Source organism: Streptomyces sp. GbtcB6, from assembly GCF_019091475.1.
Classification (GTDB): Bacteria; Actinomycetota; Actinomycetes; order Streptomycetales; family Streptomycetaceae; genus Streptomyces; species Streptomyces hyaluromycini.
In genome coordinates this window covers 1-24,513 of the sequence record NZ_JAGXJL010000047.1, presented here as the reverse complement: position 1 = coordinate 24,513, position 24,513 = coordinate 1, and the positions used below count along the sequence as shown (strand labels likewise).

At 68.9% G+C, this 24,513-nt stretch carries 27 protein-coding genes and 3 pseudogenes; 15 read left to right on the top strand and 15 right to left on the bottom strand.

Going from position 1 to position 24,513, the window contains the following annotated elements; genetic code table 11:
• Window positions 1–123 precede the first annotated feature (123 nt).
• A complete protein-coding gene (locus tag KVT45_RS43965) occupies window positions 124–954 on the top strand; it encodes a LysR family transcriptional regulator (protein ID WP_217555161.1) in 831 nt (276 codons plus the stop codon).
• A 71-nt stretch (window positions 955–1,025) separates the two neighbouring features.
• Here the strand turns inward: KVT45_RS43965 and fdhD are convergent, their stop codons facing one another.
• Genes fdhD through KVT45_RS43940 form a run of 5 tightly spaced genes read right to left on the bottom strand, consistent with a single transcriptional unit; the run spans window position 1,026 to window position 7,449 of the window.
• Window positions 1,026–1,874: a formate dehydrogenase accessory sulfurtransferase FdhD gene (fdhD, locus tag KVT45_RS43960; protein WP_217555159.1), complete on the bottom strand. Its 849-nt coding sequence runs from the start codon at window positions 1,872–1,874 to the stop codon at window positions 1,026–1,028.
• 7 nt (window positions 1,875–1,881) lie between these two features.
• Window positions 1,882–2,742, bottom strand: coding sequence for a 2Fe-2S iron-sulfur cluster-binding protein (locus tag KVT45_RS43955; RefSeq protein WP_217555157.1), 861 nt, complete (start codon window positions 2,740–2,742; stop codon window positions 1,882–1,884).
• Complete coding sequence (locus KVT45_RS43950; protein ID WP_217555199.1) at window positions 2,739–4,556, bottom strand: NADH-ubiquinone oxidoreductase-F iron-sulfur binding region domain-containing protein; 1,818 nt, start codon at window positions 4,554–4,556, stop codon at window positions 2,739–2,741. The genes KVT45_RS43955 and KVT45_RS43950 overlap by 4 nt, the downstream gene beginning before the upstream one ends.
• 5 nt (window positions 4,557–4,561) lie before the next feature.
• On the bottom strand, window positions 4,562–6,481 hold the full coding sequence (locus tag KVT45_RS43945) for a molybdopterin oxidoreductase family protein (protein ID WP_217555156.1): 1,920 nt from the start codon (window positions 6,479–6,481) through the stop codon (window positions 4,562–4,564).
• Entirely contained in the window at window positions 6,478–7,449 is a 972-nt protein-coding gene (locus tag KVT45_RS43940) for a 2-dehydropantoate 2-reductase (protein WP_217555154.1), read from the bottom strand. Before KVT45_RS43940 ends, KVT45_RS43945 begins: the two co-directional genes overlap by 4 nt.
• A 198-nt stretch (window positions 7,450–7,647) precedes the next feature.
• Between KVT45_RS43940 and KVT45_RS43935 the strand changes: the two genes are divergently transcribed.
• The 4 genes from KVT45_RS43935 (at window position 7,648) to KVT45_RS43925 (ending at window position 10,986) form a co-directional block, all read left to right on the top strand.
• A complete protein-coding gene (locus KVT45_RS43935; protein WP_217555152.1) occupies window positions 7,648–8,976 on the top strand; it encodes an OFA family MFS transporter in 1,329 nt (442 codons plus the stop codon).
• Entirely contained in the window at window positions 8,951–9,085 is a 135-nt protein-coding gene (locus tag KVT45_RS57875) for a hypothetical protein (protein ID WP_302832638.1), read from the top strand. Before KVT45_RS43935 ends, KVT45_RS57875 begins: the two co-directional genes overlap by 26 nt.
• A gap of 147 nt (window positions 9,086–9,232) precedes the next feature.
• Window positions 9,233–10,180 carry a beta-ketoacyl-ACP synthase III gene (locus KVT45_RS43930; protein ID WP_217555150.1) on the top strand — a complete coding sequence of 316 codons (948 nt, stop codon included), beginning with the start codon at window positions 9,233–9,235 and terminating at the stop codon, window positions 10,178–10,180.
• A gap of 128 nt (window positions 10,181–10,308) precedes the next feature.
• Window positions 10,309–10,986, top strand: a complete 678-nt coding sequence (locus KVT45_RS43925) for a GntR family transcriptional regulator (RefSeq protein WP_217555148.1) — start codon at window positions 10,309–10,311, stop codon at window positions 10,984–10,986.
• A 52-nt stretch (window positions 10,987–11,038) separates the two neighbouring features.
• Here KVT45_RS43925 and KVT45_RS43920 read toward each other — a convergent pair whose 3' ends face one another.
• Window positions 11,039–12,025 carry a hypothetical protein gene (locus tag KVT45_RS43920; protein WP_217555146.1) on the bottom strand — a complete coding sequence of 329 codons (987 nt, stop codon included), beginning with the start codon at window positions 12,023–12,025 and terminating at the stop codon, window positions 11,039–11,041.
• 98 nt (window positions 12,026–12,123) lie between these two features.
• On the bottom strand, window positions 12,124–12,507 hold the full coding sequence (locus tag KVT45_RS43915) for a VOC family protein (protein WP_254648233.1): 384 nt from the start codon (window positions 12,505–12,507) through the stop codon (window positions 12,124–12,126).
• Between the two features lie 242 nt (window positions 12,508–12,749).
• On the opposite strand from KVT45_RS43915, the gene KVT45_RS43910 reads away from it, so the two are divergent.
• Both KVT45_RS43910 and KVT45_RS56975 read left to right on the top strand, forming a co-directional pair.
• The gene (locus KVT45_RS43910) at window positions 12,750–13,247 is read left to right on the top strand and encodes a VOC family protein (RefSeq protein WP_217555144.1); all 498 of its coding nucleotides are present in this window, start codon (window positions 12,750–12,752) and stop codon (window positions 13,245–13,247) included.
• A gap of 57 nt (window positions 13,248–13,304) precedes the next feature.
• Window positions 13,305–13,526, top strand: a pseudogene (locus KVT45_RS56975) (IS982 family transposase); the annotation flags it as partial.
• 223 nt (window positions 13,527–13,749) lie between these two features.
• Here the strand turns inward: KVT45_RS56975 and KVT45_RS43900 are convergent.
• Together KVT45_RS43900 and KVT45_RS43895 are read right to left on the bottom strand one after the other, a co-directional pair.
• Window positions 13,750–13,932, bottom strand: a complete 183-nt coding sequence (locus KVT45_RS43900; RefSeq protein ID WP_217555142.1) for a hypothetical protein — start codon at window positions 13,930–13,932, stop codon at window positions 13,750–13,752.
• A gap of 338 nt (window positions 13,933–14,270) precedes the next feature.
• A complete protein-coding gene (locus KVT45_RS43895; protein WP_368857566.1) occupies window positions 14,271–14,684 on the bottom strand; it encodes a hypothetical protein in 414 nt (137 codons plus the stop codon).
• Between the two features lie 258 nt (window positions 14,685–14,942).
• Between KVT45_RS43895 and KVT45_RS56970 the strand changes: the two genes are divergently transcribed.
• The 4 genes and pseudogenes from KVT45_RS56970 to KVT45_RS56960 all read left to right on the top strand — a co-directional run bounded on the left by KVT45_RS56970 (window position 14,943) and on the right by KVT45_RS56960 (window position 17,707).
• Window positions 14,943–15,341 (top strand): hypothetical protein, encoded by a 399-nt coding sequence (locus tag KVT45_RS56970; protein ID WP_254648231.1) that lies wholly within the window; start codon window positions 14,943–14,945, stop codon window positions 15,339–15,341.
• A pseudogene (locus KVT45_RS58535) lies at window positions 15,238–15,606 on the top strand (recombinase family protein); the annotation flags it as partial. The gene KVT45_RS56970 and the pseudogene KVT45_RS58535, both read left to right, overlap by 104 nt.
• A gap of 868 nt (window positions 15,607–16,474) precedes the next feature.
• Window positions 16,475–16,549, top strand: a pseudogene (locus tag KVT45_RS58530) (transposase); the annotation flags it as partial.
• 429 nt (window positions 16,550–16,978) lie between these two features.
• Window positions 16,979–17,707 carry a hypothetical protein gene (locus tag KVT45_RS56960; RefSeq protein WP_254648230.1) on the top strand — a complete coding sequence of 243 codons (729 nt, stop codon included), beginning with the start codon at window positions 16,979–16,981 and terminating at the stop codon, window positions 17,705–17,707.
• Between the two features lie 128 nt (window positions 17,708–17,835).
• On the opposite strand, the gene KVT45_RS43880 is transcribed toward KVT45_RS56960, so the two are convergent.
• From KVT45_RS43880 to KVT45_RS43865, 4 genes are all read right to left on the bottom strand, one after another.
• Window positions 17,836–18,078 (bottom strand): hypothetical protein, encoded by a 243-nt coding sequence (locus KVT45_RS43880; protein ID WP_217555136.1) that lies wholly within the window; start codon window positions 18,076–18,078, stop codon window positions 17,836–17,838.
• A gap of 388 nt (window positions 18,079–18,466) precedes the next feature.
• Window positions 18,467–18,652: a hypothetical protein gene (locus KVT45_RS43875; protein ID WP_217555206.1), complete on the bottom strand. Its 186-nt coding sequence runs from the start codon at window positions 18,650–18,652 to the stop codon at window positions 18,467–18,469.
• On the bottom strand, window positions 18,649–18,882 hold the full coding sequence (locus tag KVT45_RS43870; protein ID WP_217555134.1) for a hypothetical protein: 234 nt from the start codon (window positions 18,880–18,882) through the stop codon (window positions 18,649–18,651). Before KVT45_RS43870 ends, KVT45_RS43875 begins: the two co-directional genes overlap by 4 nt.
• Window positions 18,875–19,081, bottom strand: coding sequence for a hypothetical protein (locus KVT45_RS43865; protein ID WP_217555132.1), 207 nt, complete (start codon window positions 19,079–19,081; stop codon window positions 18,875–18,877). Before KVT45_RS43865 ends, KVT45_RS43870 begins: the two co-directional genes overlap by 8 nt.
• 173 nt (window positions 19,082–19,254) lie before the next feature.
• Between KVT45_RS43865 and KVT45_RS43860 the strand changes: the two genes are divergently transcribed.
• Window positions 19,255–20,007, top strand: a complete 753-nt coding sequence (locus KVT45_RS43860; RefSeq protein WP_217555130.1) for a DUF6879 family protein — start codon at window positions 19,255–19,257, stop codon at window positions 20,005–20,007.
• A 15-nt stretch (window positions 20,008–20,022) separates the two neighbouring features.
• Window positions 20,023–20,880, top strand: coding sequence for a helix-turn-helix transcriptional regulator (locus tag KVT45_RS43855; protein ID WP_217555128.1), 858 nt, complete (start codon window positions 20,023–20,025; stop codon window positions 20,878–20,880).
• Between the two features lie 431 nt (window positions 20,881–21,311).
• Here KVT45_RS43855 and KVT45_RS43850 read toward each other — a convergent pair whose 3' ends face one another.
• A complete protein-coding gene (locus tag KVT45_RS43850) occupies window positions 21,312–21,524 on the bottom strand; it encodes a hypothetical protein (protein WP_217555127.1) in 213 nt (70 codons plus the stop codon).
• A gap of 821 nt (window positions 21,525–22,345) precedes the next feature.
• On the opposite strand from KVT45_RS43850, the gene KVT45_RS43845 reads away from it, so the two are divergent.
• Both KVT45_RS43845 and KVT45_RS43840 read left to right on the top strand, forming a co-directional pair.
• Entirely contained in the window at window positions 22,346–22,570 is a 225-nt protein-coding gene (locus KVT45_RS43845; RefSeq protein ID WP_217555126.1) for a helix-turn-helix domain-containing protein, read from the top strand.
• A gap of 344 nt (window positions 22,571–22,914) precedes the next feature.
• On the top strand, window positions 22,915–24,138 hold the full coding sequence (locus KVT45_RS43840; protein WP_217555125.1) for a bifunctional DNA primase/polymerase: 1,224 nt from the start codon (window positions 22,915–22,917) through the stop codon (window positions 24,136–24,138).
• Here KVT45_RS43840 and KVT45_RS43835 read toward each other — a convergent pair.
• Window positions 24,128–24,513 (bottom strand): transposase (locus tag KVT45_RS43835; RefSeq protein ID WP_217555124.1); only part of this gene is annotated, 386 nt, incomplete at its 5' end. The two genes, KVT45_RS43840 and KVT45_RS43835, sit on opposite strands and share 11 nt — an antisense overlap.

Below are 24,513 nucleotides of genomic sequence, written 5' to 3'. Positions count from 1 at the left end.
AAGCCGGTGTTCCGTCCCGTTCGGACATCTCCAGCCTGCGGTCCCGCTGCATCCGCCGTCCAAGACCTCTTGCGGCGGTGGCGATACCCTGAAGACATCGCCACCCGGGAAGGAGCCGCGGTCATGGACCTGGATCTGCGCAAGGTCCGCTACTTCGCGGCGGTCGCCGAACTCCTCCACTTCGGCCGGGCGGCGGAGCAGCTGCACATCGCCCAGCCCGTGCTGAGCCGTCAGATCCGGGCACTGGAGAAGGACTTGGGCGCCGAGCTGTTCGTACGGGACAGCCACGGCGTGACCCTGACCGACGCAGGGCGCCAACTCCTCGAAGACGCACGGCAGTTGCTGGCCCTCGCCGACGGAACCCGGCGCCGGGTCGGGCAGGCGGCACACGGCCGGCGCCGGCTGGTCGTCGGCTTCCGCGCCGGTGTCGTCGTCACCCGGGCGCTGCGCGCCTTCACCGCGGCACACCCGGACGTCGAGGCCAACGCCCGCCGGGTCGAGTGGGACGACCAGGAGCAGCTGATCCTCGACGGCACCGTGGACATCGCCTACGTACGGCTGCCCGTCCGCGAGGAGGGACTCGAACTGCGGCCCCTGTACAGCGAGCCCCGCGTCGCCATGCTCCCGGACCGGCACCGGCTCGCCGGGAAGCAGGAGATCTCGCTCGCCGACCTCGACGGCGAGCAGTGGCTGCGCTACAACGACCCCCGGCCCGGCGACCTGCCGCTGCGCACCATCGAGGAGAAGTTCGAGTGCGTGGCCGCCGGCACCGCCATCACGATGGTGCCCCGCTCGGCCGCCGAGCAGTACTCCCGCCCGGACATCGTCTACGTCCCGGTCGTCGACGCCGAACCCGACCGGGTGCTCCTCGCCTGGGCGGCCGGCCGCCGCTCCCCGCTGGTCGCCGCGTTCGCCGAGGCCGCCGCGGGTGTCGGGGCGCCGGGCTCCGACTGAGACGGGGCCCCTGCGGCGCAGGGGGCGCTCCCCGCCGGTCGGGGCCCCGCCGCCGTGACGCGGGGAACCGGTCAGCCCTGGGCGGCCGCGGCCCGCAGAGCGATGCGGTCCTCGCCCGCGTACACGTTCATGTTGCTGCCCCGCAGGAAACCGACCAGGGTCAGCCCGGTCTCCGCCGCCAGGTCCACCGCCAGCGAGGACGGCGCGGAGACCGCCGCGAGCACCGGGAGGCCCGCCATCACCGCCTTCTGCGCCAGCTCGAAGGAGGCCCGCCCGGAGACCAGCAGGATCGTCCGGGACAGCGGCAGGTCGCCGTTCTGCAGGGCCCGGCCGACCAGCTTGTCCACCGCGTTGTGCCGGCCCACGTCCTCCCGGACGTCCAGCAGCTCGCCGTCCTCCGTGAACAGGGCCGCCGCGTGCAGCCCCCCGGTCCGGTCGAACACGCGCTGGGCCGCGCGGAGCCGGTCGGGGAGGCTCGCGAGCAGCTCGGGTCCGACCCGGACCGGGGGAGTGTCGGCTATCGGCCAGCGAGCCGTCGTACGCACCGCGTCGAGGCTCGCCTTGCCGCACAGCCCGCAGGACGAGGACGTGTAGACGTTCCGCTCCAGGGTGAAGTCGGGGAGCTTGACGCCCGGCGAGGTCCGCACGTCGACCACGTTGTAGGTGTTGGAGCCGTCGACCGTGGCGCCCGCGCAGTAGACGATGTTCTGGAGGTCGTCGGCGGCGGCCAGCACCCCCTCGCTCACCAGGAAACCGGCCGCCAGCGCGAAGTCGTCGCCGGGCGTGCGCATGGTGATGGCGAGGGGTTTCCCGTTGAGCCTGATCTCCAGCGGTTCCTCGGCGACGAGCGTGTCCGGCCGGGCGGAGACCGCTCCGTCGCGGATGCGGATGACCTTGCGTCGTTCCGTGACTCGTCCCATGGTCTGATCAGCCCCGGTTCTGTACGTGCTGGTAGCCGAAACGGCCCTTGATGCAGAGATTGCCGTGGGTCACCGGGTTGTCGTGCGGCGAGGTGACCTTGACTATCTCATTGTCCTGCACGCGGAGCGTGAGGTTGCAGCCCACACCGCAGTACGCGCACACGGTGGTCGTCTCCGTCTGCCGTGACTCGTCCCAGGTGCCCGCGGCCCGCATGTCGAACTCCGACTTGAACGACAGCGCCCCGGTGGGACACACCTCCACACAGTTCCCGCAGTACACGCAGGCCGAGTCGGTCAGCGGGGCGTCGTGCTCGACGGCGATCCGGGCGTCGAAGCCGCGCCCGGAGACCGAGATCGCGAAACTGTTCTGCCACTGGTCGCCGCAGGCGTCCACGCACTTGTAGCAGAGGATGCACTTGCCGTAGTCGCGCACGTACAGATCGTTGTCGACCCTGGGCTCCTCGTCCAGACGGGCCGCATCGGGGCCGAAGCGGGCCGGCTTCGCCTCGTACTCCTTGATCCACTCGGTGGCGCGCGGGGTCGTGGACAGGTCCACGGAGGAGGCCAGCAGCTCCAGGACGATCCTGCGGCTGTGCCGGACGCGTTCGCCGCCGGTCCGCACCACCATCCCCGGCTCGGCCTTCCGGGAGCAGGCGGGCACCAGGGTCCGCGACCCCTCCACCTCCACCACGCACACCCGGCAGGCGTTCTTCGGGCGCAGGGTGTCGCCCTCGCACAGGGTCGGCACGTCCTTCCCGGCCGCCCGGCAGGCGTCCAGGATCGTCGAGCCCTCCGGTACCCGGGCTTCCTGGCCGTCGATCGTGAACTCCAGCAGCCGGCGCGGGATCCCCAGCGGTGTGACGGTCATTCGTACGCCCCCAGACGGTCGATGGCGGATTCCACGGCGTTCCACGCGGTCTGGCCGAGACCGCAGATCGAGGCGTCCCGCATCGCCCGCCCGACCTCGCGCAGCAGCGCGACGTCCCCGGCCGCGTCGGCGCCGGTGCGCGCGACGATCCGGGTCAGCGCCTCCTCCTGGCGGACCGTCCCGACCCGGCAGGGCACGCACTGCCCGCAGGACTCGTCCCGGAAGAACCGGGCTATCCGCAGGAGGAGCCGAGGCAGGGGCACGGTGTCGTCGAAGGCCATCACCACACCCGAGCCGAGCGTGGTGCCCGCCTCCCGGGTGCCCTCGAAGGTGAGCGGGATACCGAGTTCGTCCGGCCGTACGAAGCCGCCCGCGGCGCCGCCGAGCAGGACCGCCCGCAAGTTGTCGCGAACTCCGGCCAGTTGGAGCAGCTCGCCGAGCGTGGCGCCGAAGGGGAGTTCGTAGACGCCGGGGCGGGCCACGCTCCCCGACACGCAGAACAGCTTGGGTCCGGTGGACTTGGCGGTCCCGATCGCCGCGTACGCCGGGGCGCCCATGGTCAGGATCGGCAGGACGTTGACCAGCGTCTCCACGTTGTTCTCGACCGTCGGCCTGCCGAACAGCCCCTTCTCCACCGGGAACGGCGGCTTCGAGCGCGGCTCGCCCCGGTACCCCTCGATGGAGTTGAACAGGGCGGTCTCCTCACCGCAGATGTACGCCCCGGCGCCGCGCCGGATCTCGATGTCGAAGGCGAAGCCCTGGCCGAGGATGTCGTCGCCGAGCAGGCCACGGGAGCGGGCCTGGTCGACCGCGTGCCGGACACGGCGAGCCGCTCGCGGATACTCGCCACGGAGGTAGACGAAGCCCCGGTGCGCGCCGATCGCGTACGCCGCGATCGTCATCGCCTCCACGAGGGAGTACGGATCGCCCTCCATGATCACGCGGTCCTTGAAGGTGCCCGGCTCCGATTCGTCGGCGTTGCAGACCAGGTAGTGCGGGTGGCCGGGCTGGGACGCCGTGGCCTGCCACTTGCGGCCGGTGGGGAAGGCGGCGCCACCGCGCCCGACCAGGCCCGCGTCGGTCACCTCGCGGATGACCCCGGCGGGTCCGAGCCCGAAGGCGTGCCGCAGGGCGGTGTAGCCGCCGTGCGCCCGGTAGTCGTCGAGCGACGACGGGTCGACCACACCCACCCGCCGCAACAGGGTCAGGCCTTCCTGTCCCGCCTGGGGCACGGCCAGCGCCGCCGGCGGCTCCTCCGGCGCCGAGTCAGGCGCGGTGGCCGCGAGGACGGCCGTGTCCACGGTCGCCGGCGCCGCCACCGCCGTACGCACCGGATCCCCGGCCCGGATCGCGAGGGCGGCCGGGGCGCGCTCGCACAGGCCCAGACAGGGGCTGCGCTCGACGTGCACCCCGGGACCGGCACCCTCCTCCACACCGGCGCACAGTGCGGACGCTCCGGCGGCCGTGCACGCCAGGTCCGTGCAGACGTGCAGGACGGTCGCCGGGCGGGGCTTGACGGAGAACATCGCGTAGAAGGTGGCGACCCCGTAGGCCTCCGCCGGGGGAACCGTCAGACGGCGGCACAGGTAGCCGAGGGCGCCCTCGCTGATCCAGCCGATCCGGTCGTTGATCGCGTGCAGCCCCGGCAGCAGCAGGTCGCGGCGGTCCCGGGCCTCGCGGCCGCCGCGCGCCCACCTCAGATCGGCGTCGGAACGGTCGGCGCCCTCCCAGGAGGACTCCGGAGGGCCCAACAGGGCGTCGACGGCGGCCCGTTCCTCGTCCGTCGGCTTGCTGTCGCCGAAGTGCAGGTCCACTTGCGTCACCTCACGATGGTCGCGACCGGGAGCTTCTCGATACGGATCGCCGACGCCTTGAACTCCGCCGTCCCGGCGATCGGGCAGTTGGCCTCGATCGTCAGCTGGTTGGTGTCCACCTCGTCGGGAAAGTGCATGGTCATGAAGGCGAGGCCGGGACGCAGCGCCGTGTCGATCCAGACCGGCGCCACCACCGCGCCCCGCCGCGAGGACACCCGGACCTCCTCGCCGACGACCACCCCGTACCGCTCGGCGTCCTCCGGGCACAGCTCGATGTACTCGCCGCGCCGCAGCGGGGAGGCGTAACCGCCGCTCTGCACGCCGGTGTTGTAGGAGTCGAGCCGACGTCCGGTGGTGAGCCGGACGGGGTACTCCTCGTCGGTGAGGTCGACCGGCGGATCGTGCCGGACCAGCCCGAACGGTGCCGGCGTCCCGCGCTTCGCCGGGTCCGTCTCCCACAACCGGCCGTGCAGGTACGCCGGTTCGAGGCGCTCGGTGCTCGGGCACGGCCACTGGATGCCCTGGTGCTCGACGAGACGGTCGTACGTCATCCCGTAGTGGTCCGGGGAGACCGAGCGCAGTTCGTTCCAGACGGCCTCCGCGTCCTGGTACTTCCAGTCGTGGCCGAGCCGGGCCGCCAACGCGCAGAGGATGTCGATGTCCTCACGTGCCTCGCCGGGCGGGGTGACCGCACGCCGTACCCGCTGCACCCGGCGCTCGCTGTTGGTGGTGGTGCCCTCGGTCTCCGCCCAGCCGGCGGTCGCGGGCAGCACCACGTCGGCCAGCTCCGCCGTCTTCGTGAGGAAGATGTCCTGGACGACGAGGAAGTCGAGGGCGCTCAGCCTTCGTACCGCCTGCTCGCTGTCGGCCTCCGACTGGGCCGGGTTCTCGCCGATGCAGTAGACCGCCCTGAGCGTGCCCTCCTCCATCGCCTCGAACATCTCGGTGAGGTTCAGCCCGTAGTGCGGCTGGATCACCGTGTCCCAGGCCGACTCGAACTTCAGCCGGGCGTCCGGGTCGAGGATGTCCTGGAAGCCGGGCAGGCGGTTGGGGATCGCGCCCATGTCGCCGCCGCCCTGCACGTTGTTCTGGCCGCGCAGCGGCTGCAACCCGGCGCCCCACCGGCCGACCTGACCGGTGAGGAGGGAGAGGTTGATCAGGGCGCGGACGTTGTCGGTGCCGTTGTGGTGCTCGGTGATGCCGAGGGTCCAGCACAACTGGGCGCGCTCGGCACGGGCGTAGGCGTGCGCCAGCTCCCGTATCGCACGCGCCGGTACGCCCGTCACCTTCTCGGCGAGGGACAGCGTCCAGGGCTCGACGAGCGCCTTGTACTCCGCGAAGCCGGTGGTCGCCCGCCCGATGAACGCCTCGTTGGTCAGCCCCGCGTGGATGATCTCCCGGCCGATCGCGTGCGCCATCGGGATGTCCGTACCGACGTTCAGCCCGAGCCAGCTCTCCGCCCACTCAGCGGTCGACGTGCGGCGCGGGTCGACGGCGTACATCCGGGCGCCGCCCCGTATCCCCTTCAGCACGTGCTGGAAGAAGATCGGGTGCGCGAAGCGGGCGTTGGAGCCCCACATCACGATGACGTCGGTGTGCTCGATCTCCTCGTACGAGGACGTGCCGCCGCCGGAGCCGAAGGCGGCCGTCAGACCGGCGACGCTCGGCGCGTGACACGTCCGGTTGCAGGAGTCGACGTTGTTGGTGCCCATCACCACCCGGGCGAACTTCTGGGCGACGTAGTTCATCTCGTTGGTGGCGCGGGCGCAGGAGAACATCCCGAACGCGTCCCGGTTGCGCTCCAGGCCGCGGGCCGCGCGGTCCAGGGCTTCCTCCCAACTGGCCTGCCGGAAAGGCTCGTTGCGTGAGTCCCTGACCAGCGGACGGGTGAGACGGGTGTAGGTCTTCGGTTCGCGCTTCCTCATGCGGCGCTCCTCAGCGCGAGCAGGTCCGAGATGGCGTGCACGGTGCGCAGGGTGGGCACCTCCACACCGGTGATGTCCGCCAGTTCGACGACGGCCGAGAGGAGCACGTCGAGTTCCAGCGGCTTGCCGCGTTCGAGGTCCTGGAGCGTGGAGGTGCGGTGGTCGCCGACCTTCTCGGCGCCCGCAAGCCGGCGTTCGATGGAGACACCGACCTCACAGCCGAGCGCCTCGGCGACGTCGAGCGTCTCGCGCATCATGATCTCGATGACCCGGCGGGTACCGCCGTGCAGGCACATCTGCCGCATGGTGGCGCGGGCCAGCGCGCTGATCGGGTTGAAGGAGATGTTGCCGAGCAGCTTGAGCCAGATGTCGTTGCGCAGGTCCGGCTCCACCGGGCACTTCAGTCCGCCGGTCTGCATGGCCTCGCTGAACCGCAGGCAGCGCCTGGACACGCTGCGGTCGGGCTCGCCGACCGAGAACCTGGTGCCCTCCAAGTGCCGTACCACGCCCGGCGCTTCGAGTTCGGTGGCCGCGTAGACCACGCAGCCCAGGGCGCGTTCGGGGGCGAGTACGGCGCTGACGGCACCGCCCGGGTCGACGCTCTCGACGCGGTGGCCGTCATAGGGGCCGCCGTGCCGGTGGAAGTACCACCAGGGGATGCCGTTCTGGGCGGCGACCACCGCCGTCCGCTCGTGCAGCAGCGGCTCGACCAGCGGCCCGCACGCCGCGTACGAGTTGGCCTTCAGGCCCAGGAAGACATAGTCGACCGGGCCGACCTCGGCCGGGTCGTCGGTGGCGTGGGCGTGCGCGGTGAAGTCGCCGCGCGGGCTCAGCACCCGTACTCCGTACTGCCTCATGGCCGCCAGATGGGGTCCACGGGCGATGAGGTGCACATCGGCGCCCGCGCGGTGGAGCGCGGCACCGACGTAGGCGCCGATCGCACCGGCGCCGAGGACTGCGACTTTCACGGAACACTCCGTTCGGTTTGAGGGATACCGCGGAGACGTCGGCCGAATCATGTCGACGAAATATTGTCTACAGTATGGAGTCGGGGTGGACAAGGGTTCGGGCAGCGACCGTTCGGCGCATTCTGGATACCGCTCAACGCACACGATCGAGTCGTCGGGTTCTCAACCACCCTGACGTGGCCCTACCGTTCGGGACTCATGAGCAGCCCCCCTGTAGCACCGCCGGGCTGGAGCCGCTGGCTCGTCCCGCCCGCCGCCCTCTCCGTCCATCTCTCCATCGGCCAGGCCTATGCCTGGAGCGTGTTCAAGCCGCCGCTCGAATCCGCGCTGAACCTGAGCGGCACCCAGAGCGCGCTGCCCTTCCAGCTCGCGATCGTGATGCTCGGTCTGTCGGCCGCGTTCGGCGGCACCCTCGTCGAGCGCAACGGGCCGCGCTGGGCCATGACCGTCGCCCTGGTCTGCTTCTCCACCGGCTTCCTGATCTCCGCGCTCGGCGCCGAGACCAAGCAGTTCTGGCTGATCGTCCTCGGCTACGGCTTCGTCGGCGGCATCGGCCTCGGCATCGGCTACATCTCGCCGGTCTCCACGCTGATCAAGTGGTTCCCGGACCGGCCCGGCATGGCCACCGGCATCGCCATCATGGGCTTCGGCGGCGGCGCGCTGATCGCCTCGCCCTGGTCCGCGCAGATGCTCTCCTCCTTCGGCAGTGACAACGATGGCATCGCGCTCGCCTTCCTGGTGCACGGGCTGTCGTACGCCGTCTTCATGACCCTCGGCGTGCTGCTGATCCGTGTCCCGCGGACCGAGAAGCCGGTCGTGGACGTGCCGAGCGCCTTCGAGGGCGTGCAGGTCTCCGCGAACAGCGCGATCCGCACCCCGCAGTTCTGGTGCCTGTGGGTCGTGCTCTGCATGAACGTGACCGCGGGCATCGGCATCCTGGAGAAGGCCGCCCCGATGATCACGGACTTCTTCGCCGACAGCTCCACCCCGGTGACGGTGTCCGCGGCGGCCGGGTTCGTCGCCCTGCTGTCCGCCGCCAACATGGCGGGCCGCATCGGCTGGTCGTCCACCTCCGACCTGATCGGCCGCAAGAACATCTACCGCGTCTACCTCGGCGTCGGCGCCCTGATGTACCTGCTCATCGCCCTCTTCGGCGACTCCTCCAAGCCGCTGTTCATCCTCTGCGCACTGGTGATCCTCTCCTTCTACGGCGGCGGCTTCGCGACCGTCCCCGCCTACCTGAAGGACCTCTTCGGCACCTACCAGGTCGGCGCCATCCACGGCCGGCTGCTCACCGCCTGGTCCCTCGCCGGGGTGCTCGGGCCGCTGATCGTCAACTGGATCGCCGACCACCAGAAGGACGCGGGCAAGCACGGCTCCGACCTGTACACCCTGTCCTTCGGCATCATGATCGGCCTGCTCGTCGTCGGGTTCATCGCCAACGAGCTGGTCCGGCCCGTCCACGTCCGCCACCACATCCCCGCCCCGAGGGAGGCCGTCGATGTCGAACGAGAGCAGCCGGCCTGAGCCGGACCGCCGCTGGCTGATCGCCGTCGCCTGGCTCTGGGTCGGCGCGCCGTTCGCCTACGGGGTGTACGAACTCGTACAGAAGGCGACACAACTGTTCAACGGGTGACCGCCGGGAATGCTCGGGCGTCCGAGGGTCTGCAAGAAGCCGACAACTCGGGCGCCCGTTTCCTGTGGCCTTACGTGCCGTCGTACCCGTGAGTCACTGAACAGACTGGTGGGCCCACACCGAGGCAACGAGGGGGACCCACCACCCATGAACGGCTCGCGCATCGCCGCCGTCGGCCACTACCAGCCCGCAAAGGTACTCACCAACGAGGACCTGGCGGGCATGGTCGACACCAGTGACGAGTGGATCCGCAGCCGGGTGGGCATCAACACCCGGCACATCGCCGGACCCGACGAACCCGTCGACGAGCTGGCCGCGCACGCCGCGGCCAAGGCCCTCGCCGCGGCCGGCCTCACCCCCGCGGACATCGACCTGGTCCTGGTCGCCACCTCCACGGCGATCGACCGCTCCCCGAACACCGCCGCGCGCGTCGCCGCCCGGCTCGGCATCCCGCAGCCCGCCGCGATAGACGTCAACGTCGTGTGCGCCGGCTTCACCCACGCGCTCGCCACCGCCGACCACACCGTCCGGGCCGGCGCCGCCACCCGTGCGCTCGTCATCGGCGCCGACAAGATGTCCGAGGTCACGGACTGGACCGACCGTACGACGTGTGTCCTGGTCGGCGACGGGGCGGGCGCGGCCGTGGTCGAGGCGTGCGGACCGGGCGAGGAGCCCGGGATCGGACCGGTGCTGTGGGGCTCCGTCCCCGAGATGAGCCACGCCGTACGGATCGAGGGCACCCCGCCCCGGTTCGCGCAGGAGGGGCAGAGCGTCTACCGCTGGGCCACCACCCAGCTGCCGCCCATCGCCCGGCGCGCCTGCGAGAAGGCCGGGGTGGACCCCGTGGACCTCGCGGCGGTGGTGCTGCACCAGGCCAACCTGCGGATCATCGAACCCCTCGCCGCGAAGATCGGCGCCGTCAACGCGGTCGTCGCCCGCGACGTAACCGAATCGGGCAACACCTCCGCCGCCAGCATCCCCCTGGCCCTCTCCAAGCTGGTCGAACAGGGGCGCGTCTCCGGCGGCGACCCGATCCTGCTGTTCGGCTTCGGCGGCAACCTGTCGTACGCGGGCCAGGTCGTGCGCTGTCCGTGAGAGCGCGTTCTGCGGTGTGACGTGGTCAACTCCCGCTTCCCCTGGCAGTTGTGCGCCGTAGACTGTAGACGAAAGACAATCGATACTGAGTGTTCGCTCGTAACGGGTGTCTGCCGAAGGGGGACCCGATGTTGTCAGCCGGACTGCCGCAGGGCGCGGTACCCAAGCTCGAACGCCCCGGACCGCTCCGCGACCGCGTCTACGAGGCGCTGCTGGAACTCATCACCACCCGCTCCCTGCAGCCCGGCCAGCACCTGGTCGAGAGCGAACTCGCCGGCCACCTCGGTGTCTCCCGGCAGCCGGTGCGCGAGGCGCTCCAGCGGCTGAACACCGAGGGCTGGGTCGACCTGCGGCCCGCCCAGGGTGCGTTCGTCCACGAGCCCACGGAAGACGAGGCCGACCAACTCCTCACCGTCCGCACCCTGTTGGAGGCGGAGGCGGCCCGGCTGGCGGCGGCCAACGCGGGCAGTGCGGGAGTGGCCGCCCTCGAATCCCTCTGCGCCGAGGGCGAGAAGGCGGTCGCCGCGGACGACGTGGACGGGGCCGTCGCCCTGAACGCCGCGTTCCACACCAAGATCATGGACCTCGCGGGCAACACGGTCCTCGCCGAACTCGCCGCCCAGGTCGACCGCCGGGTCCGCTGGTACTACACCCCGGTGGCCCGCCAGCGCGGCCACCAGTCCTGGATCGAACACCGCGGCCTGATCGCGGCGATCACGGCCCGGGACGAGCAGCTGGCGACCACCCTCATGCGCGAACACACGGAGCACACCCGGCGGTCGTACCACGAGCGGGCGACGTCCTGACCGGGGCTCCTGACCGGGGCGACGACGGAACGCCGTCCGCACGGCCGACCGGTCACGGCAGCGTGATGAGGGCGATGCGCTCCGCCTGCGCGACGGCCAGCTGTGTGCCGTCGGGGTGGAGGGCGGCGACGGGGGTCGGTACCCGGCTGTAGCCGAAGCAGGTGCATTTGACGGGTACGCCGACCTCGGGCCACTCCGCGACGACGCGCCCGGTAGCCGTGTCGAGCAGTCGCGGGTGGCCGGGGAACGAGATCACCTGATCGCTGCGGGGCAGGAGCAGGACACCCGGTTCGGCATCGCCGGCGGGGCTGCGGTGGAGCCAGCGTCCCTCGGACACCGACCACACGCCGAGGTGGCGTGGCGGAAGCCCGGCTCTCTCCTCCTCGTCCCACTCCTCCGCGCCCGTCGCCAGCACCAGCCGGTCGCCGTCGAGCCAACAGCCCGCCGTCACCTCCCCGTTCGTGACCGCCGCTGTCGGCAGCACGCCCTCGCCGTCCAGGGTGCCGGGGTCGCTGAGCGCGAGCGCCGTGTCGTAGACCAGGGCCGTCCCGAAGGGCTGCCAGAACCACCCGATCGAGAGCAGATAGCGGCCGTCCGGGCTCAGGTCGAGCCTGGAGTGAAAGACGTCCTTCGGCTCGCGCCCGCCCGCGGTCAGCCGTTCGCCGTTCGCCGCGTCCTCGATCTGGACGTTGTATTCGTCGGGGCAGTGCACGACGACCTCCCGCCCGTCGCCCAGTCTGCCCAGGGCGAGCGGGTAGTCGTAGGCCGGCGCACGGTAGTAGCTGCGGTTCAGCTCTCGCACGACCCGTTCGCCTTCGAGCAACACCCCCTTGGTGCCACGCTCCTGGTACACCGCGGAGTAGGGCCCCGAGACCGAGGCGGTCCCGGCGTCGAACGGAAAGCTCCACGCGAAGGACTCCTCCCGTGTCTCCCCGTCGCGGCCCCAGCGCCGACCGCCCCCGACCCCGGAGACCAGCTCGTCGCCGTCCCACACCAGCGACTTCGGCGCCGCCTTCACCGGTATCGACTCCACGGTCATCGACGCCCCCTCAGATCCGGAGCACCTCGGGCAGGCCCCCGCCGGGAATCTACGGGACCCCGCGCAGCCAACGCGTACGAATTTCGCGGGTCCTGTTCCTACCCGTCGTCGCGGCACAGGCAGAAGGGGTGACCGGCGGGATCGAACAGCACGCGTACGTGGTCCTGCGGCTGATCCGGGGCGAGTACCGCTCCCATGGCGACGGCCTCGGCCACCGCCGCGTCCAGGTCGGCCACCTGGAAGTCGAGGTGCATCATCGTGCGCTGCTCACCGTCGACCGGCGGCCAGGCGGGCGGCCGATAACCGACGGCCTCCTGGAAGACGATGTAGACGGCTCCCTGGGGTGGGGCGACGACAGCCGTCCCGGGCTCCTCGTGCACGATCGGCCACTCCAGCAGTCCCGCGTAGAAGCGGGCCAGGAGTCCCGGGTCCGGTGCCTCGACGGCCGTACCCCACCACATGCCGTTCGTTCGAGATCGCATGGTTGAACCTATCGCGGTGCCGCGGGACCTGTGTTGAGCAGACCGACGAGCCCTAGACGATCAAGTCCTATGTCTGGCTGGCCTGTCTGGCGAGATCCTGTTTGTGAGCGGTGCACTCATCCCGGACGACTCTGGTGGGTGACGTGCGTCGTCATCCATCGGGCACCTCTGGGACAGCAATTGACCTAGAGCGGAACTAGCGTCATCACCACGTCGAGGCACTCGCCCCAGGAGGCAGTCAGATGTCCGTCAAGCCGGTTCGCCAGGGCTACAACACCGTGACGCCGTGGATCATCTCGCGCGACACAGTGCAGCTCATCGACTTCATGAAGAGGGCGTTCGACGCGGAGGAACTCGCGTGCCTGGCCGGCAAGGACGGAAGCATCGAGCATGCGGAGGTGCGGATCGGCGACTCGGTGGTGATGATGTTCGACGCGCGGCCGGAGTGGCCGCCGACCCCCGGCTTCCTCCGTCTCTACGTCGAGGACGCCGACGCCGTGCACCGGCAGGCCGTTGCGGCCGGCGGCACCTCGGTCACTGAGGTCACCCACCTGTTCTTCGGCGACCGGGTCGGGCGGGTGCGCGACCCGCTGGGCAACCTGTACTGGATCCAGACCCGCGTGGAAGACCTGAGCCCGCAGGAGATGGAACGCCGCCTCGGCGATCCGGAGTTCACCAAAGCGATGGAGTACGTCCAAAGCGCCGACTTCTTTCCAGACCGAGCCTCTGACCTCGACTGAGTAGCCACCGTGCTGCCTGCCGCCCCGGGGTGAGAAGAGGGTGCCCAAGATCGTTGTGTGACGAACGAGAACGTGGACACCCTGCTGACCGCACTGTACGTGAAGATCGATGACGGGCTGGAGACCCATCGCGGGATGGGCAGGCCGCCGCGGCTGAGCGACTCCGAGCTGGTCACCCTCGCGGTCGCGCAGGCTCTGCTCGGCTTCCACTCCGAGACACGCTGGCTGCGTTACGCGAACGTGCACCTGGTGTCGATGTTCCCGTATCTGCCGCAGCAGTGCACGGCGGCCGCACCGCTGAGGGCGTCGCGGTCCGCGTCGCCCAGCGCGTCCTCGCCCTGGCCGCAGCCATCTGGCGTAACCACAAGACCGGCCAGCCTGTCACGCGGTCCCTGATCGCATTCGATCACTGAACACATCGGACTTACTCGTCTAGGTCTCAGCGGCCCAGCTCGTACCCCACGTGCCCGGAAGACGAGGGCGACTAGCCCGCGCTGGCCGCTCAGGAGAAGTGGCCTTTCACACCCTCGAAGATGACCAAGAACGGAGCGATGAACCCGGTGGCTTCTGTAGGCGTTGCGCTGCCAGTCACGACCAGCGTGACGCCAGCGACGAGCGCGCAGATGTACATCACGGCGCTGATGATCGGGGTGATCTGCTTCGGCGGTTCGGAGTTGTCGGCCATGACTAGCTGAGCTCCCGTCCCTGCGTAGAAAGGCTGTCCTTGAGGGCCTTGAGCGGACCAGTTGTTCCGCAGCCCGGCTCGGTCCGGGAATAGTACGTATCGCTCTCAGCCAGAGGTTCCCGCTCGGCATGAAAATCGGGTAACTGCCAAGGCGGACACGCGTCCTGTTCGGTGCGTGCAGTACGGCGCGATCGAGGTGAGACCCACATCCTGAACACGAAGGTGAAAGGGTCGAACGTCCCGCTGGAGGGCCACGGGGGTGTGCGCGGCCGGTGGCGTACGCTCCGACGAGGCCTTCGTCTTCTGCAACCGTCCCCGCTCTTGGGCCTCTGAGAGGGCTAGTTGGCCGCCCCGTTCCCCTCGGGCTTGGGCGCGTTGCCCCCGGCGTCAGGTGTGGCGCCGGGGCGCACGACGATCGCCCTGGCCAACTCCGCGGTTATCTCGGCCCGCTGCTCCTGGGTCATTCCGGAGTCGGCGACCAGCCGTTCGGCCGCCAGGAACCGCGAGAACTCCAGCGGCTGCTCAAAGTACGCCTTCAAGTGACCGGCAGCCGTCTCCTGCGACCTGACGAGCGTCTTGCTGATGAACCCGGCCAGGGCTGCCGACACCGCGCCCAAACCGCCAGCGACGACCGCCCCCGCTGTCGTGCTCGCGTTGTACGCCACCACGACGAACAGGCCTAGCAGCCCGAACCCCAGGATCATCGCGAGCCGGGCGCTCCAGAAAGACGTACGAGCCTGCCTCGTGGCGATCTTGTGATACAGCTCAAGCTGGCTGTGGGGCAGCGCACACCACAGAGCCCGACCCCCGGGGCGGTGCCCTGGCCGGTTCGGTGAGCTGCAACCAGGGGTCCGCGGACATCCAGCCTCTCGACCTGCGCCACGGCAAGAGCCCCCAGCGCGTCAGCGTCGACCCCGGCCGGCACCCCTTCACGACCGCCCCGACGGGTGTCGTCCCGCCCCAGCCGCGCGGCTCCGGCCCGCTGCCCTCGCTCCTCCCGGAGCCCGCTCATGACCACCAACCCGCTGGACGCGATTCCCGCTGAGCTGCGGGCTCAGTTCCCTGAGGCTTTGCGCGGCCACGACGTGCAGGCCCTCACACTGCGCGGCGAAGCCATCAGCCTCCAGGCCAAGGCCACCGTGCTGCTCGACCAGGCCGACGCCATCGAGGCGACAGCCCCGCTTCAGCAGGGCGTTGCCGAACTGAAGCAGCCGCTGGACGACGCCCGGACCGAGGAACAGCGTCTCGTCGAAGCGGTGGCTGCGGCGGTCCAGCCCGAGCGCGCGGCCGACGACCGCGCCCGAGCTGCCGCCGAGAACGCCCGCCTGGCCGCCGACGCCGAACGCCGAGCAGCCAAGGACCACGCCGTACGTCACGCGCCGAGGCTGGGTCGTCTACGACGTCTATAAGGACGAGGGCGTCTCGGGCTCGCTGACCAGCCGCCCCCAGCTGAACCGCCTGCTGGCCGACGCCAAGGCCGGGAAGTTCGACGGTGTCCTAGTCCACAAGTTCAACCGCATCGGCCGGCCCGGCAAAGCGTTCTGGAACATCATCTGGGCCTTGGAAGCCATGGAGGTCGGCTTCATCTCGGCGACTCAGGAGATCGTCGACACGACCACCACTGGCGGCCTGGCACAGCTTCAGATGTACGCGATGTTCGCCGAGATGGACTACAACACCATCCGGGAGCAGTTCCAGGACGGCATCCAGGCGAAGGCTGTCCGGGGTGGCTGGCCGGGTGGTGAGCCCCCGTACAGCTACCGGATCGAGGGCAAGGGCAAGAAGGGCTCGTTCCTGGTCAAGGACGCTCGCGAGGTCCGCATCCTCAAGGTGATGTGGCGGATGGTGGTGCGTCGGGCCATGAACACCCGCGAGGTCGCCGCGCGCCTAAACGCGACGGGCATCTTCACCAGGTCGGGCAAGCCCTGGTCCGCCGGGAACGTGCGGGCAAAGCTCGTGTCCGACTCGACGCTCAAGGCCGTCTCTGTCTTCCGCGACCCTGCCCGCACACACGCCGGACACGGCGCCAGGCTCACCAAGGACGGCGCGGCGAAGCACGGTGACACGACCGAGCTGGACACCCAGATCAGCAAACTTGAGCAGGCCATCACCACTACCGCAGTCGACTACGCCAAGGCGGGGCTGCCCGCAGTCGCGGTGAAGGCGGCCACGCAGCAGCTGAACGAGGAGCTTGGCCAACTGCGCACCATGCGGGACGAGGCCGCCGCCTGGGCCCAGGAGACCGAGGCTGCCGAGCAGCGCGCCAGTGACCTCGTCGCCCTGGCCACCCGAGCCCGTGAGCGGCTGGCCGACATGACCTCGGCCAAGCAAATGGAGGTGCTGGCGCTGCTGGACGTGAAGGTCACCATCACGGGCGAGGTCCCCAAACCGAGGGTCGGCCTGGTCTGCTCGATGGCCGAGTGGTTCAAAGCCCACGGGCGGCTGGTTCCGGACGAGCTGAGCGACGAGACGTGGGCGCTGGCCGAGCCGATCTTCAAGGCGTGGGACCCCCCCCAACCACAGGTGCCGGCCAGGGCGCACCATGCTCGACGCGATGTTCTACAAGGCCCGCACCGGTTGCCTCTGGGAACAGCTCCCCGAGCGGTTCGGTCCCTGGAAGGGCATCCACTCCCGTTACAAGAGGTGGCGCAACTGCGGGGTCTGGGACCAGGTCATGTCTGCCCTGCCCGACGCTGGCCAGCCGGTGTGGGTCCCCGACCTCGTACCGGCATTGCGCATCGAGGGCAGGGTTGACCCTCGCCTCCTGGCCCAGGAAGAAGCGGTACCCCCGGAAATGGGCGTGCCCGGCCCAATGACGGGGGGGTACCGCTTCTTCCTCGATCCCCTTCCGCCTGGCCATCGCCGCCTGAGCCCACAGACGGCCCTCTCGCCGCACAGAGACGCCCCGCCGGGCCGAGGGACCGGCGGGGCGCTCTCATGCCCGGGGACGCCCACGCAGAGCCCGCCACGGGGCTGCGCCGCCCTAAGGCTGGGCAGATGGGAAATTCCGGTGCGCACGGGGCGCGGCACGCGGGACGATCTACGTATGACGGTAGATCTCGCAGAGCTGAACAGGCGGGCAGTGCCTGGCCTGAAGGCTCTGACTGCGCTGCTGGACGGCGGTGCTGCCGATCATGCTCCGGCCCCTGAGGACTGCCGTCCTTTCCAGGTCGGCTGGGGCATGGTGGCAGCCCTTCACCGACAGGCCGCCGCCGTGGTCGTCCTGCACGATCGGGGCCTTGGCCACGAAGCCGCGCCGAACCGGCGGTTGATGGTGGAGTACGTTGCGCACCTCCAGTGGCTTGTCAGGGACGGCGAGGACGCCGTGGACTCCATGAACAAGGCGCACCAGCACAAGCATGGTGGCCCGCGCAAAGCTGCGGATGACGGCGGGTATCAGTACGACGCCGAGGCGGCCGACGCCGTACGCGACGCGGTGATCCCGGGCAACCCGGCCAACACGTACATCAACACCAGCAACCTCCTTGGCCGTCTGGGTGGTGGGCTGCTCCAGTCCTGGCTCGCTGAGACCCAGCTCTCGCACGCCACCCTCGTGGCGGCCGGAGCCTTTTACCGTGAGTCGGGCGAGCATCTGGAGCTGTTGCTCACGCCGACGTACAGCATCGAGGGCGACCCGATGGAGGCGTCGCCCTACGTCGCCTTCTTCTTCCTGTTCTTCGGTATGGTCGCCTTCAACGAGTTGATGGTCGGGGCACCGTGGACAGATGCACTGAAGGCCATCGGCGACGCAGCCGGTCTCGCCGGGGCGGTCTGACGCGGGTACGACGTTCCGCAGCACGAGGCCACGGGCGGTGTCTCCCGTGGCCTCTCGTGTGCCTAATGGGCCCCGGTGTCCCGGAGCGGGATCTCGTGCGTCGAGACCTCACGGAAGCCCGGGACTTCTTACGCGGCAGCGGGCGGCTCCTCGTCCGCAGAGGGGATGACCGGGGGCGGCTGCTCCTCGGTTTCGTCCGGCCGCGGGGCCTCGTCGTTCTTCTTGGTCAGCTGCTCCCAGGCCTCGCGCGCCTTACGCGCGGACTCAAAGAGGTCGGGGAGCTGATCGAGTACGCCCTTCAGGACGAAGATCAGCAAGGTGACCACGCCAGCGATGGCGAGAATGATGATGGTGATGGCGGTGCCGTCCACCGATCCTTACCTTCCCTGTCATGGGTCGGATCGGGTGCGCAGGCAGCCTCGATCCGAACCCTACGGTTCGGACCGAGACACCCGCGCTGACGCGTGCGCAAATGTTCTCGGGTGTGCTGATGTCGCCCAGCACAAGCGTCTAACCGTTGGCCCCCCACGGCACCATGCTTTCACCGTCGAACCCGCGTCTACTCGGCTCACGGCCGAGGGGTCGACTCCAGCATGGCTGTCTACCGAGTGCCTTATTCATATTCAGCAGCTCGGATGTACATAGCGTAGCGCATGCGGACAGAGTCTTCGGCGAGATGCAACTGAGCCCCACCCCGGTCGAATTGGGGCGAGGCTCAGTTGCTGGTCGGGCGGAGTCTGGGGCGTTGGTGAGGGGGCGTCACCTGGGCGAGCTGTAGCGGTGGTGGGGGCAGGTGCAGCGGGGTATGAGCAGGATCCCCCGGCCGTGGGGGAGGGGGATGTCCCTGGTCTGGCGGCACTCGCTGTGCAGCTTGGAGTAACCCGGCTGCTGGGCCAGCGCGCACTCCGCGGACATGGTCGAGGGGTCCTCGGTTGGGGCGGTCACGGGAAGGCTCCGCCGTTGCTGCTGAAGAAGTTCATGGCGCGGGTTCGGACGCGCACGGCTTCGAGACGCTCATCCTGGGTGGCCGGGCGGACGTGAGCGGGGTCGGCGTCCCACTCTCGCCCGCCCGCGACCGGCCGTAGCTGGACGTATGGACCTTCGTGCCCCATCACGTAGCCCAGCTCGTCCCGGCCCGTGTCGAAGACCAGAGCGCCCTCCGGCTGCTCACTCACGGGTTTCCGGCTGGAGTGCCTTGGCGAGGCGGACGGCAACGTCGGCGCGCACCCGTCCCAGCTCGACCAGCTGCAACCCGGGCGAAGCCGGGTCGACCCTCAGCGACGGGAGCACGATCCCCGCGCCGTCCAGGGCGGCTCTGAGAGCCTCTACCGCTGCTTGAGTGTCAGTGACGTCCTGCGTCTTCTTCGGTGCCATGAACCGGACGCTAGAAACCGGCCACCGCTGATCGCTACGGGAGTTTCTCGAAGTTTCTTGATACCGGGGCGGAGTTACGCGATGTTATCCACGAAGGGCAACCGAACCCCGTGAACCGGGCGTTGGTCTTCGTGATGCTTGGGAGATCAGTCCCCAGAGGGAAGGAACTGGTCATGGCGCGACGACTGCGCTTCAACGGCACTGGTAGCGGCGGCGGTTCCTGCCCCGCGATCCATGAGGACCTCGACTCCGGCGAGATCATCGTGCACGGCCCTCGCCTCACCGACCCGGCTTCCATCGCCCAGCTCCAGCACCTGGACGAGGACGAGATTCCGATCGTGGTCCCGCGCAACACCCTGATCGACTTCGGCCCCAAAGACCGCGACACCGAACCGCGCATCCTCGACCCGGCCACCTTCGCCCGGCTCTTCGAGAACTTCCAGCACTCCGCCTGGCACCTGGAGATGCGCAAGGGCTACGCCGTCGACCAGCAGGAGGAGACCTACGCCCAGTTCGTGAGGGGCGAGGAGCCGAAGTGGGACATGGACGCCCCGTGGGCCCGCACCATCCTCCCCAAGACACAGGGCGGGGCGTACGTCGGTCGGGTGCGGATCCTGGACAACCCGCCGACCGAGGGACAGCTGTATCTGCTGGCGCACGCCGAGTACAACGCGGCCCTGGGCGAAGAGGTCCGGAACATGTGGCGCGACGACGCCAAGCGCGTCAACCTCCCCGATGAGGACTTCTGGATCTTCGACTCCCACATCGTCGCCTTGTGCATCTTCGATGACGCGGACGTCCTCCAGGGCGCGGAACTCATCACCGAGCCGGCACGTGTGAACCAGTACAACCGGCTGCGCGACGTGGCCCAGCACTACGCCGTCCCGTCCAGGGAGTTCGCGGCGCGCCTGAACACGAACGGGTAAGGCAGGTGAGTACCGGTGAGCACGGACTACCAGCAGGCTCGTGAGGCACTTGGCGCCCGGCTCCGAGAGCTGCGGTTCACGTGCCCGGACGGCCGTCTCACCGGTACTCAGCTCGCCGAACGCCTCGGCGCGGGCTGGACCAAGGTCAAGGTCAGCAAGCTGGAGAACGGCAGGCAGACGGCCACCGCCGAGGACCTGCGCGCCTGGGCCGACGGCACCGGCCAGCCCGAATCGTACGACGACCTCTTGGCCAGGCTCCGGGGGTTCGAGTCGCACATCCGCTCCTGGCGTCGGCAGCTCGCCGCCGGACACCGGGCCGTCCAGGACGCCGCCACCGTGGAGCACGAGCGCTCCCGTGTCCTCACGATCTGGGAGAACGTCCTCATCCCCGGCATGCTCCAGACGCCGGACTACGCCCGGCACACCTTCAACCGGCACGCCGACCTGATGCGCTCCCCACGGGACACCGAGGACGCCGTTCGCGCCCGGATCCAGCGCCAGGAGGGGCTTTACCGCCCCGGCCGTAAGTACCGGATCATGGTCTGGGAGGGGGCGCTGCACTCCCTGATCTGCCCGCCGTCCGTCCTCGCGACGCAGCTTCACCACCTGGCCAGCGCCATCGGGCTGGACACCGTCGAACTCGGCATCATCCCCTTCACGGCCTCCCTCAAGATCTGGCCGGGCAACTCGTTCTGGGTCTATGACGAACGTCTGGCGGTCGTCGAGGACTGGCACGCCGAACTCTGGATCGATGACGCCGACAGCGTGGCCACCTACCTCCGTGTCTGGCGCACGCTGAGCGAGTCCGCCGTCTACGGCGCTGACGCCCACAACGTCATCAACTCGGCCCGCCGCGCCCTCAAACCCCATTGAGGCACTTGCCCTCATGAAAATGAAGAAGGGCCCACCGCGTTCGGTGGACCCTCTTTCTGTTATGCCGTTTACGGGGCTTCAGCCACATGTACCGCTGCGTTGGCCACGCTCGCGGTCGACATGAACAATTTGAATCTACTCATACCGACCACCGCCCTTCTCTTCTTCTTTGAACTCGCTCTTCTTGCAGTTGACTTCTTGCGGTATTCTCTGATGCGTTCGGACAGGTCAAACAGGTCCCACAGCATAAAGATGACCGCGAGGATAGCCCCCGCCGGAATTGAACCGTGCATGTGAGCTGTAGCTCGGTAAACGGACCAACTCTTAAGAGTATAGCGCAAATTTAGATCTGACACAGAGTCAGGCCTGCCGTGCGCCGACCTGCGGCGAAGTCCCGAGGTACCGGGCCGTACCCCGGGGCCTCCGCACGTTCACGCGGTTCCGCCGGAAAGCACCCCAACCGCACCCAGCACGGTCAGGCACAGCGTGAGAGTGCCTCCGAACGCGACTCCGCCGAAGAGGACTGCGTCCCGCCTACGGGCTCCGGGGCTGTGATGGAGCCAGCCCGCTCCGATGCCGACGAGGGCGGAGAACAGCGTGCAGGTGACGACCACGAGCACCTTGACACCGAGAGAGAGGTTCAACGGTCCGACTTACCTTCCTGGCGGTCGGACTGTGGCACGCAGCTCTCAGCCGACCACCACGTGATGTACGTGAGGTCTTGCTGAGGCCGTGCCGACGTGTCTTGGCTCTCGGTGCCTGGCCGGGGCGGGTGCGGCTGTGATCCCTCATAACGGGGGTAGCAGGGGTAAGCGAGATGCACCCCCAAGGCTCGACAGAACGGGGGGCGCGTTCCTTATGGGCACGCGACCGGCGAACACGGCCCCCATCGCGGGGGCTGCGCATACAACCCAAGTGCTGCCACCGGGGTGGGGTGGTCTGTCACGAGGGCGGCCTACCCGACTACGTCGGTTACGGGCTCGCGATGAAACCAACTCTAGCGGAATGAAGACCTGTTGGTCCTGCTGCCTGGCCACGAGAGGCCGCCGGAGACCCCACGGAAGACCGGGACGGGCCCACCGTTGGCCGGGGCCCGTGCGTACGAGGACGGTCAGCTCCTGGGCACCCGCCGGCACTCACCTCTCGTGGGTGTCCTCGACACTTCCTGTGACAGCCGCGGAGGTCGCTGAGGGGCCTCACCAGGGGGTCGTCACAGCCCGTGAGCTTGCGGTGCGCGCATGGTGCCTACGGGGCTTGTGGCAAGTAGCCGGGTGCTGGTTTCGTAGGAGATGCAGCAGGCCACAGCCGCCCGGCCGTCCGTTGGGACGAGAGACCGGAACAGCGGGGAGAGACCGGGGCGGGAAGAGCATCAGGCTCGAAGACCGCGTGGTTGGACCGACGTTTGGTCGGGGCCAGTACCGGCACCCTCGATGGTGCGAATCTTCCCCTCTAGGGAACGCTCACCATGCCTGCCCTGTTGCAGTTCAACCCCGCCGCCCTGCGCCGCGTTCGCGCCGACCAACAGCTCACCCTGCGCCAGCTGGCGGACCAAGTCGGGTGCGTCTACACAACGATCATCAAGTACGAGCGTGGTCGGTGCATCCCCAGCAGCCCGGCCATGGCTTCCCTCGCCGCTGCGCTCGGCGCCCCCATGGAGACCTTCTTTGAGCGGGTCGAGGTGTCGGAATGACCGCCCCGCCTCAGCCTGAAGCGCCCAAGCCGAAGCCCACCGTCCGCTGGGACGCCACCGAACTGCGTGACGCCGAACGGATAAGGCTTCTCATTCTTCTCTTCGGCCCACGAGCGGCTGAGCGCCTTGACCCCGGAAACGGCTGAGTCCCGGACGGCCAAATCCGGGACTCATACCGCATCACCTGAATCAGCTGCTCAGCAGGAGCACCACCAACTATCTGAGCGGCCAACGCACCATCAAATCACGAGCTAGGAGGCTCATCACCCATGGAATCACGCGGCTTGGCGCGCTTGCAATTCGCTATTGGCGGGTCACCACTCGACATTTACGCAGGTCCCGGAATGGTCCCGATCGAAGACACCCGGCGAGTGCTCGAAAACGCACTGGCTCTCGCGACTGCGGGTCATCCGATTTTGCCTTGCTACACCGTCGACAAGGACGGCCGGTGCACCTGCCACGGAAAGGATCGCAAGACCGGTGAGGATTGCCGAAGTGGTAAGCACCCCCACGGCGCGCTAGCCCCGAACGGCCTGGACGACGCCACCACGGACCCCGATGTCATCACGGGGTGGTTCCACGCGCGCAGCGGCCGTCTCAACTTCGGCTGGCGGCTGGATGGGCTGGGCGTGCCCGACGTCGACACGTACGGCGACAAGAAGGGGGCGGAGACCGCCGAGAGGCTCCAGGCCGAGCACGGTGAGCTGTCCCACACGCTGACCATCCGTACCGGCCGGGGCGGTCTCCAGTACGTGTACCGGCTACCCGAAGGCGTCGACACCGAGCAGTACGCCGACGAGTTGGGCGAGCACGTCGACTTCAAGCGTGGAGCCGGGCACTACGTCATAGTTCCCGGAAGTAAGACCGTGGACGTCTACCGGGTGGAGAGCGGCGCGGCCATTGCGCCCCTCGACTCGTGGGTCAACGACCTTGCGATCAAGCGCGGTGGCCGGAAGACCAGCGACAGGCCCCGGGTGAAGCCCGGCGCGGTGGCTATCCCGTCCGAATTCAAGGAAGGCGCGCCCTGGTACGTCAACGGCATGGTCAAGCCGGACGCTACCAACAGGGGAAACAACGCGAGCCAGTCGGTGACCGGCGGCCTCTCAGCGTTCCTCTTCCAGGTGTACGACACCTGCGGCGGCCGGTTCACCTTGGATCACCTGTACCAGATCGGGGCGGCCATCGCGGTCAGCTACGAACGGGCCTCGGACCACCCGCAGACCGACGAGTTGGTATTGGACCAGTTCGCCCGGAACTGGGCCAGGGACCTGGCCAAGCGAGAGGAACCGCAGGACGCACCCATCGACTTCTCCGAGGCAACCGGCTGGCTCATGGACCGGACGGAGGGGTTCGGCTACAACACACTGACCATCGACTTCAAAGGCCGAGCGCAGACCACACTCTTCAGCGACTTCAAGATCCAGGCCACCAGCGTTCACACGGCGGACGGCAAGACCGTCTGGACGGTCGACCTGACCCGAAGTGACGGCTGGGTGTTCAAGGACGTTGAGCTACCCAGTGACGTCCTCAACAGCTCGGCCGCACTAAGACCGTGTCCTACGTGGTGAGGCGGACGAGCCGCTTGTAGCAGCAGAGTGCTGCGGCGAGTCCGAGAAATGCCAGGTAGTTGCGGGGATTTCGTTCGTAGCGGGGGCTGAGGCGCCGGTAGCCGGACAGCCATGACATGGCGCGTTCGATGACCCATCGGCGGCGCCCTAATCGTTCACTGGACTCGACTCCTTTGCGGGCGATGCGCACGCTGATGCGCTTCCCCCATAGCCATTTCCGCAGGTGGGGAACGTCGTAGGCCTTGTCCGCATGGAGTCGCTGCGGCTTGAAGTGGCGTCCTCGGTGGGGGTCGTGTTTCGTTTGGTGACCCTCGACCATGGGCTTCAGTCCTTCGCTGTCGTGGACGTTGCCGGCGGAGACGCCGACGAGTAGGG